The organism is Metapseudomonas phytobenefica (genome assembly GCF_043392685.1).
In the GTDB taxonomy this organism is placed as follows: domain Bacteria; phylum Pseudomonadota; class Gammaproteobacteria; order Pseudomonadales; family Pseudomonadaceae; genus Metapseudomonas.
On sequence record NZ_JBHZGM010000052.1, the window covers coordinates 1 to 15909 of the forward strand.

Here is a 15909-nt window from a genome sequence, read left to right on the forward strand (position 1 = left end):
GATCGAAAGCGCGAGCCGCGCCACCCCAGGTCTCAGAGCAGACCTTGGTCAGAGCAGCAGTCAGAGTGGTCTTGCCATGGTCAACGTGACCAATGGTGCCGACGTTGACGTGCGGTTTGTTACGTTCGAATTTTTCCTTAGCCACGACAGTAAACCTCTTACTTAAAGGGCTGAATCAACCTTGTTTTTTAACCAGTGCTTCGACGATGTTCGACGGAGCTTCGGCGTATTTGGAGAATTCCATGGAGTAGCTCGCGCGACCCTGGGACATGGAACGCACGTCGGTTGCATAACCGAACATCTCGCCCAGCGGAACCTCAGCACGGATAACCTTACCGGAAACCGAGTCTTCCATCCCCTGAATCAGACCACGACGACGGTTCAGGTCACCCATCACGTCCCCCATGTACTCCTCGGGGGTCACTACTTCCACCCGCATGATCGGCTCAAGCACCTTACCACCACCCTTCTGGGCCAGTTGCTTGGTGGCCATCGAGGCAGCGATCTTGAACGCCATTTCGTTGGAGTCCACGTCGTGGTAGGAGCCGTCGAACACGGTAGCCTTCAGGCCGATGAGCGGATAACCGGCAACAACGCCGTTCTTCATCTGCTCTTCGATGCCCTTCTGGATTGCCGGGATGTATTCCTTCGGAACCACACCACCCACGACTTCGTTGGTGAACACCAGACCTTCAGCAATGTTGCCCTTCTCATCCACGTCAGCGGCGGAGAAGCGGATCCAGCAGTGACCGAACTGACCACGACCACCGGACTGACGAACGAACTTGCCTTCGATCTCGACATTGTCCTTGGAGATGGTTTCGCGGTAGGACACCTGCGGCTTGCCGATGTTGGCCTCAACGCCGAATTCGCGCTTCATGCGGTCGACGATGATGTCCAGGTGCAGCTCACCCATACCGGAGATGATGGTCTGACCGGATTCTTCGTCAGTCTTCACGCGGAAGGACGGGTCTTCCTGAGCCAGCTTACCGAGAGCGATACCCATCTTCTCCTGATCAGCCTTGGTCTTCGGCTCTACAGCAACCGAGATTACCGGCTCCGGGAAGTCCATGCGCTCAAGAACGATCGGCTTCTCGATGTCGCACAGGGTGTCACCAGTGGTGACGTCCTTCATGCCGATCAGAGCAGCGATGTCGCCAGCGCGGCATTCCTTGATCTCTTCACGCTGGTTGGCGTGCATCTGCACCATCCGGCCAACGCGCTCTTTCTTGCCCTTCACCGAGTTCAGTACGGAGTCACCGGAAGTCAGGACGCCAGAGTAAACACGAGCGAAGGTCAGGGTACCCACGAAGGGGTCGGTCGCGATCTTGAACGCCAGAGCCGAGAAGGGCTCGGCGTCATCAGCACGGCGCTCGTCGTGGATCTCGTTGTCATCAGTGCTGTCCGGGTGGACGCCCTGAATCGGCGGGATCTCGGTCGGGGCCGGCAGGTAGTCGATCACGGCATCGAGAACCAGGGGCACGCCCTTGTTCTTGAAGGAAGAGCCGCAAACAGCCGGAACGATTTCGCTAGCCAGAGTACGAGCACGCAGACCAGCCTTGATTTCCTCGGCAGTCAGCTCACCCTCTTCCAGGTACTTGTTCATCAGCTCTTCATTGGCTTCAGCGGCAGCCTCAACCATGTTGTTGCGCCACTCTTCGGCCAGCTCCCGAAGCTCGGCAGGGATCTCCTCCTCACGGTAGGTAGTACCCTTGTCGTCTTCGTTCCAGTAGATCGCCTTCATCTTGATGAGGTCGATCTGGCCCTGGAAGTTATCTTCCGCGCCGATTGCCAGCTGAACCGGAACCGGGGTGTGACCCAGACGGTTCTTGATCTGACCGACTACGCGCAAGAAGTTGGCACCGGCACGGTCCATCTTGTTGACGTAGACGACGCGCGGCACGCCGTACTTGTTGGCCTGACGCCATACGGTCTCGGACTGCGGCTCAACGCCGGAAGTACCGCAGAACACGACGACAGCACCGTCGAGCACGCGCAGCGAGCGCTCTACTTCGATGGTGAAGTCAACGTGGCCGGGGGTGTCGATGACGTTTACACGATAGTTGTCATACTGACCACGGGAACCTTTCCAGAAGGTCGTTACAGCAGCGGAGGTAATGGTGATACCGCGCTCCTGCTCCTGCACCATCCAGTCGGTAGTGGCGGCGCCATCGTGCACCTCACCCATTTTGTGGCTGAGACCTGTGTAGAACAGGATCCGCTCCGTAGTAGTAGTCTTACCGGCATCTACGTGCGCGCAGATACCGATGTTACGGTAGCGGTTGATAGGGGTTGTACGAGCCACGAAAAAATCCTCGCTAGATTAGAAGCGATAATGCGAGAAGGCCTTGTTGGCCTCCGCCATGCGGTGCACGTCTTCACGCTTCTTGACAGCAGCGCCTTTGCCTTCGAAGGCATCCAGCAGCTCGCCTGCGAGACGCAGAGCCATGGATTTCTCGCCACGCTTGCGCGCGGACTCAACCAGCCAGCGCATGGCCAGCGCATTACGACGGGACGGGCGAACTTCGACCGGAACCTGGTAGGTAGCACCGCCTACACGGCGGGACTTGACTTCGACCAGCGGAGCGATGGCGTCGAGAGCTTTCTCGAAGATTTCCAGGGGATCGCTGTTCTTGCGGGATTTGACGGTATCCAGGGCACCATAAACGATGCGCTCGGCTACGGCCTTCTTGCCGCTTTCCATCACGTGGTTCATGAACTTGGCGAGAATCTGGCTTCCGTACTTCGGATCGTCCAGGATCTCACGCTTTGCTGCTACACGACGTCTTGGCATTGATAAGCCCTCAAACGGTCTTCAGGTTAGCCCGGGACCATAACCATCCGGTTACGCCCGACCTTACTCTTATCGACTCAATTAATATGAAAACTGGTCAAGCACCGAATTACTTCGGACGCTTGGTACCGTACTTGGAACGACCCTGCTTACGGTCTTTAACGCCGGTGGTATCCAGCGAACCGCGCACGGTGTGATAACGCACACCCGGGAGGTCCTTTACACGACCGCCACGGATCAGCACTACGCTGTGCTCTTGCAGGTTGTGACCTTCACCACCGATGTACGAAGTCACTTCGTAGCCGTTGGTCAGGCGAACACGGCAAACCTTACGGAGTGCGGAGTTCGGCTTCTTCGGCGTAGTGGTGTAGACGCGGGTGCAAACGCCGCGACGCTGCGGGCAGTTTTGCAGCGCAGGTACGTCGGATTTCTCGACGATACGGCTGCGCGGCTTACGCACCAGCTGGTTGATAGTTGCCATCTATAGCTCCACTGTTGTCTTTCGACATAAACAAAATGACAGGGCAATACGCCCTGCCAAATTTAGGGGTGCATGAGTCTAAAGAGACTGCATGCCCCCGTCAAGGCAAAGCCCCCGGAGGCCGTGACCTCCGGGGGTATCGCACTTAGTTGCTGCTGGAATTCAGCGCTTCGGTCAGCGCCGCTTCCACTTCGCTGGCGCTCACGCGGACCGGCTTGCCGGCGTCGCGCTGACGCTTGCGCTCGCTGTGGTAGGCCAGGCCGGTACCGGCCGGGATCAGACGGCCCACCACCACGTTTTCCTTCAGGCCGCGCAGGTAGTCACGCTTACCGGTAACCGCCGCCTCGGTGAGGACGCGAGTGGTTTCCTGGAAGGAGGCCGCGGAGATGAACGACTCGGTGGACAGCGAGGCCTTGGTGATACCCAGCAGAACACGCTCGTACTTGGCAACGAAGCGATCTTCGGCCGCCAGACGTTCATTCTCTTCCAGCACCTGGGTCAGCTCCATCTGGTCACCCTTGATGAAGCTGGAATCGCCAGACTCGGTGATCTCCACCTTGCGCAGCATCTGACGCAGGATGGTCTCGATGTGCTTGTCGTTGATCTTCACGCCCTGCAGGCGGTACACGTCCTGGATCTCGTTGACGATGTACTTGGCCAGAGCGCTGACACCCAGCAGGCGCAGGATGTCGTGCGGGTTGCTCGGGCCGTCGGAAATCACTTCGCCACGGTTCACCTGTTCGCCTTCGAACACGTTCAGGTGACGCCACTTCGGAATCAGTTCCTCGTAGGGATCGCTGCCATCGTTCGGAGTGATGACCAAGCGGCGCTTGCCCTTGGTTTCCTTGCCGAAGGAGATGGTGCCGCTGATTTCCGCCAGGATCGAAGGCTCCTTCGGACGACGGGCTTCGAACAGGTCGGCAACGCGCGGCAGACCACCGGTGATGTCGCGGGTCTTCGAGGTTTCCTGCGGGATACGGGCGATAACGTCACCCACACCCACCTGGGCGCCATCGGCCACGCCAACCAGGGCGTTCGCCGGCAGGAAGTACTGGGCGGGAACGTCGGTACCCGGCAGCAGCAGCTCCTTGCCATTGGCGTCGACCAGCTTCACGGCCGGACGAATGTCCTTGCCGGCAGCCGGGCGATCCTTCGGATCCAGAACCTCGATGTTGGTCAGACCGGTCAGTTCGTCGGTCTGGCGCTTGATGGTGATGCCTTCCTCCATGCCGACGAAGGTCACGGTACCCTTCATTTCGGTCACGATCGGGTGGGTGTGCGGGTCCCACTTGGCAACGATGGCGCCAGGATCGACCTTGTCACCTTCTTTCACGGAGATCACGGCACCGTAAGGCAGCTTGTAGCGCTCGCGCTCACGACCGAAATCGTCGGCAACGGCCAGCTCGCCGGAACGAGACACCGCAACCAGGGCGCCATCTGCACGCTCTACGTACTTCAGGTTGTGCAGGCGGATGGTGCCGCCGTTCTTCACCTGGACGTTGTCGGCAGCCGAGGTACGGCTTGCGGCACCACCGATGTGGAAGGTACGCATGGTCAGCTGGGTGCCCGGCTCACCGATGGACTGGGCGGCGATTACACCGACCGCTTCACCGATGTTCACGCGGTGACCACGAGCCAGGTCGCGGCCGTAGCACTTGGCGCAGATGCCGTAGCGGGTTTCGCAGGTGATCGGCGAGCGCACGATCACTTCGTCGACGCTCATGCGCTCGATGAACTCCACCCACTGCTCGTCGATCAGGGTGCCGGCCGGAACGATGACCTCGCCGTCGTCACTGCCCGGTTTGAACACGTCACGGGCGATCACACGACCGAGGACGCGCTCACCCAGAGGCTCGACCACGTCGCCGCCTTCGATGTGCGGAGTCATCAGCAGGCCATTCTCGGTACCGCAGTCGATCTCGGTCACTACCAGATCCTGCGCGACGTCCACGAGACGACGGGTCAGGTAACCGGAGTTGGCAGTCTTCAGAGCGGTATCCGCCAGACCTTTACGAGCACCGTGAGTGGAGATGAAGTACTGGAGTACGTTCAGGCCTTCACGGAAGTTCGCAGTGATCGGGGTCTCGATGATGGAGCCGTCCGGCTTGGCCATCAGGCCGCGCATGCCAGCCAGCTGACGGATCTGGGCCGCGGAACCCCGCGCACCGGAGTCAGCCATCATGTACATGGAGTTGAAGGACTCCTGATCGACTTCCTTGCCTTCGCGGTCGATGACCTTCTCTTTCGAGAGGTTGGACATCATCGCCTTGGACACTTCGTCGTTCGCCTTGGACCAGAGGTCGATCACCTTGTTGTACTTCTCGCCCTGGGTTACCAGGCCGGAGGCGTACTGGGACTCGATCTCTTTCACTTCCTCGGTGGCGGCATCGATGATGCGGGCCTTCTCGTCTGGAATGACGAAATCGTTCACGCCGATGGAAACACCGGAAATGGTCGAGTAGGCGAAACCGGTGTACATCAGCTGGTCAGCGAAGATGACGGTGTCCTTCAGACCCACCACGCGGTAGCATTGGTTGATCAGCTTGGAGATCGCCTTCTTCTTCATCGGCTGGTTGACCACGTCGAAGGACAGACCGGCCGGCACAACCTGGAACAGCAGAGCACGGCCGACGGTGGTGTCGACGATGCGGGTGTTCTTGGTGATGCTGCCGTCTTTTTCCTTGATGGTCTCGTTGATGCGCACTTTCACGCGGGCGTGCAAGGACGCCTCGCCCGCGCGGAATACGCGGTCGACTTCCTGCAGGTCAGCGAATACGCGACCTTCACCCTTGGCGTTAATGGCTTCACGGGTCATGTAGTACAGACCCAGAACCACGTCCTGGGACGGCACGATGATCGGCTCGCCGTTGGCTGGCGACAGGATGTTGTTGGTGGACATCATCAGCGCGCGCGCTTCCAGCTGGGCCTCGAGGGTCAGCGGGACGTGAACGGCCATCTGGTCACCGTCGAAGTCGGCGTTGTACGCGGCGCAAACCAGCGGGTGCAGCTGGATGGCCTTGCCTTCGATCAGTACCGGCTCGAACGCCTGAATGCCCAGACGGTGCAGGGTCGGCGCACGGTTCAGCAGTACGGGGTGTTCGCGGATGACTTCGGCGAGAACGTCCCAGACCTCGGGCAGTTCGCGCTCGACCATCTTCTTGGCCGCCTTGATGGTGGTGGCCATGCCGCGAGCTTCCAACTTGCCGAAGATGAACGGCTTGAACAGCTCCAGAGCCATCTTCTTGGGCAGACCGCACTGGTGCAGACGCAGGGTCGGACCTACGGTAATTACCGAACGGCCGGAGTAGTCAACACGCTTACCGAGCAGGTTCTGACGGAAGCGGCCCTGCTTACCCTTGATCATGTCAGCCAGGGACTTCAGCGGGCGCTTGTTCGAGCCGGTGATGGCACGGCCACGGCGGCCGTTGTCCAGCAGGGCGTCGACAGCTTCCTGCAGCATGCGCTTTTCGTTGCGCACGATGATGTCCGGAGCGGCCAGGTCGAGCAGGCGCTTCAGACGGTTGTTACGGTTGATGACGCGACGATACAGATCGTTCAGGTCGGAAGTCGCGAAGCGACCGCCATCCAGCGGAACCAGCGGGCGCAGGTCCGGCGGCAGCACCGGCAGGACAGTCAGCACCATCCACTCGGGGTGGTTGCCGGAGTCCTTGAAGGCTTCCATCAGCTTAAGGCGCTTGGACAGCTTCTTGATCTTGGTTTCCGAGTTGGTCTGCGGAATCTCTTCGCGCAGGCGGCCGATCTCGTGCTCCAGATCGATAGCGTTGAGCAGCTCGCGAACGGCCTCAGCACCCATGCGGGCATCGAAGTCGTCACCGAACTCTTCGAGGGCTTCGAAGTACTGCTCGTCGTTCAGCAGCTGGCCTTTCTCCAGGGTGGTCATGCCCGGATCGATCACTACGTAGCTCTCGAAATAGAGCACGCGCTCGATGTCACGCAGGGTCATGTCCAGCAGCAGGCCGATACGGGACGGCAGGGACTTCAGGAACCAGATGTGAGCAACGGGCGAAGCCAGCTCGATGTGGCCCATGCGCTCGCGGCGCACCTTGGCCAGGGCGACTTCAACGCCGCACTTCTCGCAGATCACACCGCGGTGCTTGAGGCGCTTGTACTTACCGCACAGGCACTCGTAGTCCTTCACCGGGCCGAAGATCTTGGCGCAGAACAGGCCATCACGCTCCGGCTTGAAGGTACGGTAGTTGATGGTCTCCGGCTTCTTCACTTCACCGAAGGACCAGGAACGGATCATCTCGGGCGAGGCCAGGCCAATACGGATGGCATCGAACTCTTCGATTTGACCCTGGTTTTTCAACAGATTCAGCAAGTCTTTCAAGGCCTTTCCTCCTCACGGACCCGCTACGACCGGCCTTGACCAGCCGTAGCGTTTTGGGCGTCGCGTGTTATTCGGTTTCCAGTTCGATGTCGATGCCGAGCGAGCGGATCTCTTTGATCAGCACGTTGAAGGACTCGGGCATGCCGGCCTCCATGCGGTGATCGCCGTCCACGATGTTCTTGTACATCTTGGTCCGGCCGTTCACGTCGTCCGACTTCACGGTCAGCATTTCCTGCAGGGTGTAGGCGGCGCCATAGGCTTCCAGTGCCCAGACCTCCATCTCCCCGAAACGCTGGCCACCGAACTGCGCCTTACCACCGAGCGGCTGCTGGGTAACCAGGCTGTAGGAACCGGTGGAACGTGCGTGCATCTTGTCGTCGACCAGGTGGTTCAGCTTGAGCATGTACATGTAGCCGACGGTGGTCGGACGCTCGAACTGATTGCCGGTACGACCATCGAACAGACGCATCTGACCGCTTTCCGGCAGGTCAGCGAGCTTCAGCATGGCCTTGATCTCGCTTTCCTTGGCGCCGTCGAACACCGGGGTGGCCATGGGTACGCCGCCCTTCAGGTTCTTCGCCAGATCCAGGATTTCCTGGTCGCTCAGCTCGTTCAGGTTTTCCTGACGACCACCGATCTCGTTGTAGATCTCGTGCAGGAACTCACGGAGCTCAGCAATCTTGCGCTGCTCTTCGAGCATGCGGTTGATCTTCTCGCCCAGGCCCTTGGCCGCGAGGCCCAGGTGGGTTTCAAGGATCTGGCCGACGTTCATACGAGACGGTACGCCCAGCGGGTTCAGAACGATGTCCACCGGAGTACCGTTGGCGTCATGCGGCATGTCTTCAACCGGCATGATCACGGAGACCACACCCTTGTTACCGTGACGACCCGCCATCTTGTCGCCCGGTTGGATACGACGCTTGATGGCCAGGTAGACCTTGACGATCTTCAGCACGCCCGGAGCCAGGTCGTCGCCCTGCTGCAGCTTGCGCTTCTTGTCTTCGAACTTGTCGTCCAGCATCTGGCGACGGTCGGACAGGTAGGCCTGGGCCTTCTCCAGCTGCTCGTTCAGGGCGTCTTCCGACATGCGCAGCTTGAACCACTGGCCACGCTCGAGACCGTCGAGGTATTCGTCAGTGACCTCGGTGCCCTTCTTCAGGCCGGCGCCGCCTTCGGCAATCTGGCCGACCAGTGCGGAACGCAGACGCTCGAAGGTAGCGCCTTCGACGATACGGAACTCTTCGTTCAGGTCCTTGCGGATCTCGTCCAGTTGCATCTTCTCGATGGACAGGGCACGGGAGTCTCGCTCGACGCCATCACGAGTGAAGACCTGCACGTCGATTACGGTGCCCTTGGTGCCAGTCGGCACGCGCAGGGAAGTGTCCTTCACGTCGGACGCCTTCTCACCGAAGATCGCACGCAGCAGCTTCTCTTCCGGAGTCAGCTGGGTCTCGCCTTTCGGGGTGACCTTGCCGACCAGGATGTCACCGGCCTGCACTTCGGCACCGACATAAACGATACCAGCCTCGTCCAGCTTGTTCAGCGCAGCCTCACCCACGTTCGGGATGTCCGCGGTGATTTCTTCTGGGCCGAGCTTGGTGTCACGAGCCACACAGGTCAGTTCCTGGATGTGGATGGTGGTGAAGCGATCTTCCTGCACCACACGCTCGGACAGGCAGATGGAGTCCTCGAAGTTGAAACCGTTCCAGGGCATGAACGCTACGCGCATGTTCTGACCCAGAGCGAGCTCACCCATGTCGGTGGACGGACCATCGGCGAGGATGTCGGCGCGGGCGACTACATCACCCTTCTGCACCAGCGGACGCTGGTTGATGCAGGTGTTCTGGTTGGAACGGGTGTATTTGGTCAGGTTGTAGATATCCACACCTGCTTCGCCGGTCTCGACTTCGTCGTCGTTGACGCGAACCACGATACGGCTGGCGTCCACGGAGTCGATCACACCGCCACGACGGGCCACGACGCAGACGCCGGAGTCACGGGCGACATTGCGCTCCATGCCGGTACCTACCAGAGGCTTGTCGGCACGCAGGGTCGGCACGGCCTGACGCTGCATGTTCGAGCCCATGAGTGCGCGGTTGGCGTCGTCGTGTTCGAGGAACGGAATCAGCGAGGCAGCAACGGAAACGACCTGCTTCGGCGATACGTCCATCAGGGTCACGTCTTCCGGCGCCTTAACGGTGAATTCGTTCAGGTGACGCACGGCTACCAACTCGTCCACCAGTTCGCCCTGTTCGTTCAGGGTGGCGGATGCCTGGGCGATGACGTGGTCGGCCTCTTCGATGGCGGAGAGGAAGACGATGTCGTCGGTGACCTTGCCTTCCTTGACCACGCGGTACGGGCTTTCCAGGAAGCCGTACTGGTTGGTGCGGGCATAGGTCGCCAGGGAGTTGATCAGACCGATGTTCGGACCTTCAGGGGTCTCAATTGGGCACACGCGGCCGTAGTGGGTCGGGTGTACGTCGCGGACTTCGAAGCCTGCACGCTCACGGGTCAGACCGCCCGGGCCGAGCGCGGAAACGCGGCGCTTGTGGGTGATCTCGGAGAGCGGGTTGTTCTGGTCCATGAACTGGGACAGCTGGCTGGAACCGAAGAACTCCTTGATCGCGGCAGCCACCGGCTTGGCGTTGATCAGGTCCTGGGGCATCAGGCCTTCGCTTTCGGCCATGGACAGACGTTCCTTGACCGCGCGCTCTACACGCACGAGGCCGACACGGAACTGGTTCTCGGCCATTTCGCCGACGCAACGTACGCGACGGTTACCCAGGTGGTCGATGTCGTCGACGATGCCCTTGCCGTTACGGATGTCGACCAGGGTCTTCAGTACGTCAACGATGTCTTCCTTGCTCAGCACGCCGGAGCCTTCGATCTCGGTACGACCGATCCGGCGGTTGAACTTCATGCGGCCAACGGCGGACAAGTCGTAACGCTCGGCGCTGAAGAACAGGTTGTTGAACAGGGTTTCGGCGGCTTCCTTGGTCGGCGGCTCGCCAGGACGCATCATGCGGTAGATCTCGACCAGGGCTTCCAGCTGGTTGCCGGTGGAATCGATCTTCAGGGTGTCCGAAATGAACGGACCGCAGTCGATGTCGTTGGTGTACAGGGTTTCGATGCGGACTACCTGGGCCTTGGCGATCTTCACCAACAGCTCGGTGGTCAGCTCGGTATTGCACTCGGCGATGATCTCGCCGGTAGCCGGATGCACGATGGCCTTGGCGGTGGTACGGCCAAGCACGTAGTCCATCGGGACTTCCAGCTCTTTGATGCCTGCCTTTTCCAGCTGGTTGATGTGGCGGGCGGTGATACGACGGCCCTGCTCCACGATCACCTTGCCGCCCTGGTCCTTGATGTCGAACACGGCGATTTCGCCGCGCAGACGCTGCGGAACCAGTTCCAGGTGCAGGCCTTCGCCCTTCACGTGGAATACGTTGGTGGCATAGAAGGCATTCAGCACTTCTTCAGTGCTGTAGTTCAGCGCGCGCAGCAGGACGGTGGCCGGCAGTTTGCGGCGACGGTCGATACGCACGAAGACGCAGTCCTTCGGATCGAACTCGAAGTCCAGCCAGGAACCGCGGTAGGGGATGATACGAGCGGAGTACAGCAGCTTGCCCGAACTGTGGGTCTTGCCACGGTCATGGTCGAAGAACACACCCGGCGAACGGTGCAGCTGGGAGACGATGACGCGCTCGGTACCGTTGATGATGAAGGTACCGTTCTCGGTCATCAGGGGGATTTCCCCCATGTAGACTTCTTGTTCCTTGATGTCCTTGATCGCCTTGTTCGACGACTCTTTGTCGAAAATGATCAGACGGACTTTTACCCGCAGCGGCACGGCGAAAGTCACGCCGCGCAGCACGCATTCCTTGACATCGAACGCCGGCTCACCCAGGCGATAGCCGACATATTCCAGAGCGGCGTTGCCGGAATAGCTGATGATCGGGAAAACAGACTTGAAGGCCGCGTGCAGGCCGATGTCACGGAATTGCTCTTTGCTGACTCCCGCCTGCAGGAATTCGCGATACGAATCCAGCTGGATGGCCAGGAGGTAGGGTACATCCATGACGTCCGGCAACTTGCTAAAGTCTTTGCGGATACGTTTTTTCTCAGTGTATGAGTAAGCCATCAGCGTTCCCCAGCTTGGTCACCTGCTTGTTTGGCCCCTCCGACGGGAGTAGCCAGAAAATCGTGCAAACCCCTTGGTTTGCTCCGCCTCCCACTGGAGGTCGGGTCACGTCCCAGGTGGCGTCTGGAGACAACCACCTAGAACGGAAAAAGGCCGGTGGCATAAGCCACCAGCCGTCAGCCTTGCGCGAAGCGCGGAGGCTGTTGACGCAAGGTCGTCGCTTACTTGAGCTCGACTTTGGCGCCAGCTTCTTCCAGGGCCTTCTTGGCAGCTTCAGCTTCTTCTTTCGAAGCGCCTTCTTTAACAACGCCCGGGGCGCCGTCAACAACTGCCTTGGCTTCTTTCAGACCCAGACCGGTCAGTTCGCGAACGACCTTGATCACGTTCACTTTCTTGTCGCCGGCATCGGCCAGAACGATGGTGAACTCGGTTTGTTCTTCAACAACAGCAGCGGCAGCAGCCGGGCCAGCGGCAACGGCAGCAGCAGCGGTAACACCGAACTTCTCTTCCATCGCCTTGATCAGTTCAACGATCTGCATGACGGACATTTCGGATACGGCGTTGATGATGTCTTCGTTGGTCAGAGCCATGACTCTAATTCCTGTATTGGTGGACAGCCTTCGCGGCCATCAAAATTTAAAGATTCAGCTGAAAGAGGGTTATGCGGCCTGGATCAGGCAGCAGCGCCTTCTTTCTGGTCGCGAATAGCCGCCAGAGTACGAGCCAGCTTGCTGGTAGCGCCTTGGATCACGCTCATCAGCTGTGCAACGGCTTCGTTGTAGGTCGGCAGGGTTGCCAGTACGTCGATCTGATTGGCTGCGAGGAACTGGCCCTCGAATGCAGCGGCCTTGATCTCGAACTTGTCCTGACCCTTGGCGAATTCCTTGAAGATACGGGCGGCAGCGCCCGGATGCTCGTTGGAGAACGCAATCAGGGTCGGGCCTTTGAACACGTCGTTGAGCACTTCGAACTGAGTGCCGGCAACGGCGCGGCGAGCCAGGGTGTTACGTACGACACGTACGTATACGCCAGCTTCGCGGGCCTCTTTACGGAGTCCGGTCATAGCGGCTACGGTCACGCCACGGGCATCAGCCACGACAGCGGACAGGCCAGCTTTGGCAGCCTCGTTGACTTCAGCGACGATGGCCTTCTTGTCTTCGAGTTTAATTGCCACGGGTCTAACTCCTGGATGTTACCGTTTCGTCCAGCCGGGGCCGGACGGCGTTTTGGTGTCTGATTCGGTAAACGAATCGGGAGCACCATCTGCGTAGGCTTGGGAATCGCTTCCCGGTTTAAGGCTCCTGCCGCCTACGGTCTTGGATAGCCCCCGCCAGGCAGGGACCCCAATACCTGGTGCGACGGACGCATCCGTCGCACCTTTATCACTTAGCCTTCGAGGGAAGCCTGATCGATCTGCAGACCCGGGCCCATGGTGGTGCTCAGGGTCACACGCTTCAGATACACACCCTTGGAGGTGGACGGCTTCAGACGCTTCAGGTCAGCCAGCAGGGCTTCCACGTTCTGCTTCAGCTTGATCGGCTCGAAGTCGACCTTGCCAACGGAAGCGTGGATGATGCCGTTCTTGTCGGTACGGAAACGCACCTGACCAGCTTTGGCGTTCTTGACAGCGGTAGCGACGTCCGGAGTAACGGTGCCGACTTTCGGGTTCGGCATCAGGCCGCGCGGACCGAGAATTTGGCCAAGCTGACCAACAACACGCATCGCGTCCGGAGAGGCGATGACGACGTCGTAGTTCAGGTCGCCAGCTTTCATTTCGGCAGCCAGTTCATCCATACCGACTTTCTCGGCGCCGGCAGCCAGAGCGGCTTCGGCAGCCGGGCCCTGGGTGAACACGGCAACGCGGACGCTCTTACCGGTGCCGTTCGGCAGAACGGTGGCACCACGAACGACCTGGTCGGATTTACGCGGATCGACGCCCAGATTGATGGCGACGTCAACGGACTCTTTGAACTTGGAGGTAGCCAGTTCAGCCAGCAGTTTGGCGGCGTCTTCGAAAGCGTACTGTTTGCCAGCTTCTACTTTCTCGGCGATTGCCTTTTGGCGCTTGGTCAGCTTAGCCATTACACACCCTCCACGTTCAGGCCCATGCTACGAGCGGAACCGGCGATGCTACGCACGGCCGCATCCAGGTCAGCTGCAGTCAGATCAGCCTTCTTGGCCTTGGCGATCTCTTCCAGCTGAGCACGGGTAACGGTGCCTACTTTCTGGGTGTTCGGACGCGGCGAGCCGCTGGCGATGCCGGCTGCTTTCTTCAGCAGCACGGAGGCCGGGGTGCTCTTGGTCTCGAAAGTGAAGCTGCGGTCGCTGTATACGGTGATGATCACGGGAGTCGGCAGACCCGGTTCGAGGCCCTGGGTCTTGGCGTTGAACGCCTTGCAGAATTCCATGATGTTCACACCGTGCTGACCCAGAGCGGGGCCGACCGGCGGCGACGGGTTGGCCTGACCGGCCTTCACTTGCAGCTTGATATAAGCTTGGATCTTCTTAGCCATGTATAACTCCAGTTACGGGTTCTAGCGCCCGAAGGGCTCCCCGATTGCTTTCGCGTTTATCCCAGTGACGACAAAACCCCGCAACCTATGGCTGCGGGGTTGGGATGCCATTGTCAGTTAAGCCTTCTCGACCTGACTGAACTCCAGCTCTACCGGGGTAGAGCGACCGAAGATGAGCACGGCCACCTGGATCCGGCTCTTCTCGTAGTTGACTTCTTCGACGACACCATTGAAGTCCGCAAAGGGACCATCGATGACTCGAACAGTTTCACCCGGCTCAAACAGAGTCTTCGGCTTCGGCTTATCTCCGCTATCGGCAACGCGACGCAGGATGGCCTCAGCCTCTTTCTCGGTAATCGGCGCGGGCTTGTCGGCAGTACCACCGATGAAACCCATGACGCGCGGCGTATCCTTGATCAGGTGCCAAGTCGCCTCATTCATTTCCATCTGGACAAGCACGTAACCAGGGAAGAACTTGCGTTCGCTCTTGCGCTTCTGGCCATTGCGCATCTCTACCACTTCTTCAGTGGGAACCAGAATCTCGCCGAACTCGTCTTCCATGCCAGCCAGCTTGACGCGCTCGATCAGCGAGCGCATGACATGCTTCTCGTAACCCGAGTATGCATGCACAACGTACCAACGCTTAGCCACGGCGCACCTATTAACCAACAATCAACGAAACAAGCCAGCCGAGCAGGGTATCAAGCCCCCACAACAGCAGCGCCATTACCAGCACGACAGCCACGACAATCAGAGTGGTCTGGGTGGTTTCCTGACGGGTCGGCCAAACAACCTTGCGAATTTCTGCACGCGCTTCCTTGGCAAGAACAAAGAAGGCCTGACCCTTTACAGTCTGCAGGGCCACGACAGCGGCAACAGCAGCAAGAGCAAGCAGCGCGAGAACACGGTACAGGATCGGCTCAGCGGAGAAATACTGATTGCCGACCACACCAACAGCGACAAGAGCCACCACAACGACCCACTTCAGAACGTCGAAGCGTGTTTCTTTGGCTTCAGCCTTGGCATTCATCAGCTAGGATCCTGTGAGGAGAAATGCCAGATTCTCTTTCTTGGAATCTGGCAGGCCAGGAGGGAATCGAACCCCCAACCTGCGGTTTTGGAGACCGCCGCTCTGCCAATTGAGCTACTGGCCTGTAACAAAGTCAGGCCGACCATTATGCCGGCCTGACAGACCAAGATCAAGTCGTTATTCGATGATCTTGGCAACCACGCCGGCGCCAACGGTACGGCCGCCTTCGCGGATCGCGAAGCGCAGGCCATCTTCCATGGCGATCGGAGCGATCAGGGTGACAACCATCTTGATGTTGTCGCCCGGCATTACCATCTCTACGCCTTCCGGCAGTTCGCAGTTACCGGTCACGTCAGTGGTACGGAAGTAGAACTGCGGACGGTAGCCCTTGAAGAAGGGGGTGTGACGACCACCTTCTTCCTTGGACAGTACGTACACTTCGCACTCGAACTTGGTGTGCGGCTTGATGGTGCCCGGCTTGGCCAGAACCTGACCACGCTCTACATCATCACGCTTGGTGCCGCGCAGCAGGGCGCCGATGTTCTCACCAGCACGACCTTCGTCGAGCAGCTTGCGGAACATTTCCACGCCGGTGCAAG

Annotated in this window: 13 protein-coding genes and 1 tRNA gene; all 14 read right to left on the reverse strand. The window is 59.5% G+C overall.

What is annotated here, in order from left to right; translation table 11 throughout:
- Positions 1-145 (reverse strand): GTP-binding protein (locus ACFW0B_RS25085; protein WP_449151685.1); only part of this gene is annotated, 145 nt, incomplete at its 3' end.
- Positions 146-175: 30 nt separating this feature from the next.
- Complete coding sequence (gene fusA, locus ACFW0B_RS25090; RefSeq protein ID WP_449151677.1) at positions 176-2305, reverse strand: elongation factor G; 2130 nt, start codon at positions 2303-2305, stop codon at positions 176-178.
- An 18-nt stretch (positions 2306-2323) separates the two neighbouring features.
- Positions 2324-2794: a 30S ribosomal protein S7 gene (rpsG, locus tag ACFW0B_RS25095; protein WP_449151678.1), complete on the reverse strand. Its 471-nt coding sequence runs from the start codon at positions 2792-2794 to the stop codon at positions 2324-2326.
- A gap of 109 nt (positions 2795-2903) precedes the next feature.
- The gene (rpsL, locus tag ACFW0B_RS25100; protein ID WP_003448708.1) at positions 2904-3275 is read right to left on the reverse strand and encodes a 30S ribosomal protein S12; all 372 of its coding nucleotides are present in this window, start codon (positions 3273-3275) and stop codon (positions 2904-2906) included.
- A 145-nt stretch (positions 3276-3420) separates the two neighbouring features.
- The gene (rpoC, locus tag ACFW0B_RS25105) at positions 3421-7626 is read right to left on the reverse strand and encodes a DNA-directed RNA polymerase subunit beta' (protein ID WP_449151679.1); all 4206 of its coding nucleotides are present in this window, start codon (positions 7624-7626) and stop codon (positions 3421-3423) included.
- A 67-nt stretch (positions 7627-7693) separates the two neighbouring features.
- Entirely contained in the window at positions 7694-11767 is a 4074-nt protein-coding gene (rpoB, locus tag ACFW0B_RS25110; protein ID WP_449151680.1) for a DNA-directed RNA polymerase subunit beta, read from the reverse strand.
- Between the two features lie 221 nt (positions 11768-11988).
- On the reverse strand, positions 11989-12357 hold the full coding sequence (gene rplL / locus ACFW0B_RS25115) for a 50S ribosomal protein L7/L12 (protein ID WP_449151681.1): 369 nt from the start codon (positions 12355-12357) through the stop codon (positions 11989-11991).
- 83 nt (positions 12358-12440) lie between these two features.
- Positions 12441-12941 carry a 50S ribosomal protein L10 gene (gene rplJ / locus ACFW0B_RS25120; protein ID WP_016490524.1) on the reverse strand — a complete coding sequence of 167 codons (501 nt, stop codon included), beginning with the start codon at positions 12939-12941 and terminating at the stop codon, positions 12441-12443.
- 212 nt (positions 12942-13153) lie between these two features.
- Entirely contained in the window at positions 13154-13849 is a 696-nt protein-coding gene (rplA, locus tag ACFW0B_RS25125) for a 50S ribosomal protein L1 (protein WP_151131568.1), read from the reverse strand.
- Positions 13849-14280 carry a 50S ribosomal protein L11 gene (gene rplK / locus ACFW0B_RS25130; protein ID WP_003448698.1) on the reverse strand — a complete coding sequence of 144 codons (432 nt, stop codon included), beginning with the start codon at positions 14278-14280 and terminating at the stop codon, positions 13849-13851. Before rplK ends, rplA begins: the two co-directional genes overlap by 1 nt.
- A 117-nt stretch (positions 14281-14397) precedes the next feature.
- Entirely contained in the window at positions 14398-14931 is a 534-nt protein-coding gene (nusG, locus tag ACFW0B_RS25135; RefSeq protein WP_028630537.1) for a transcription termination/antitermination protein NusG, read from the reverse strand.
- A 10-nt stretch (positions 14932-14941) separates the two neighbouring features.
- On the reverse strand, positions 14942-15310 hold the full coding sequence (gene secE, locus ACFW0B_RS25140) for a preprotein translocase subunit SecE (RefSeq protein ID WP_449151682.1): 369 nt from the start codon (positions 15308-15310) through the stop codon (positions 14942-14944).
- A 48-nt stretch (positions 15311-15358) separates the two neighbouring features.
- Positions 15359-15434: transfer RNA gene (locus tag ACFW0B_RS25145), tRNA-Trp, on the reverse strand.
- Between the two features lie 53 nt (positions 15435-15487).
- Positions 15488-15909: EF-Tu C-terminal domain-related protein (locus ACFW0B_RS25150; RefSeq protein ID WP_449151684.1), on the reverse strand; the 422-nt coding region annotated here is incomplete at its 5' end.

Excerpts from the sequence above, each read along its gene's own strand:
- rpsG (WP_449151678.1), bottom strand. The coding sequence starts at position 2,794 with ATGCCAAGACGTCGTGTAGCAGCAAAGCGTGAGATCCTGGACGATCCG.
- rplK (WP_003448698.1), bottom strand. The coding sequence starts at position 14,280 with ATGGCTAAGAAGATCCAAGCTTATATCAAGCTGCAAGTGAAGGCCGGT.
- rplL (WP_449151681.1), bottom strand. The coding sequence starts at position 12,357 with ATGGCTCTGACCAACGAAGACATCATCAACGCCGTATCCGAAATGTCC.
- rpsL (WP_003448708.1), bottom strand. The coding sequence starts at position 3,275 with ATGGCAACTATCAACCAGCTGGTGCGTAAGCCGCGCAGCCGTATCGTC.
- rpoB (WP_449151680.1), bottom strand. The coding sequence starts at position 11,767 with ATGGCTTACTCATACACTGAGAAAAAACGTATCCGCAAAGACTTTAGC.
- secE (WP_449151682.1), bottom strand. The coding sequence starts at position 15,310 with ATGAATGCCAAGGCTGAAGCCAAAGAAACACGCTTCGACGTTCTGAAG.
- rplA (WP_151131568.1), bottom strand. The coding sequence starts at position 13,849 with ATGGCTAAGCTGACCAAGCGCCAAAAGGCAATCGCCGAGAAAGTAGAA.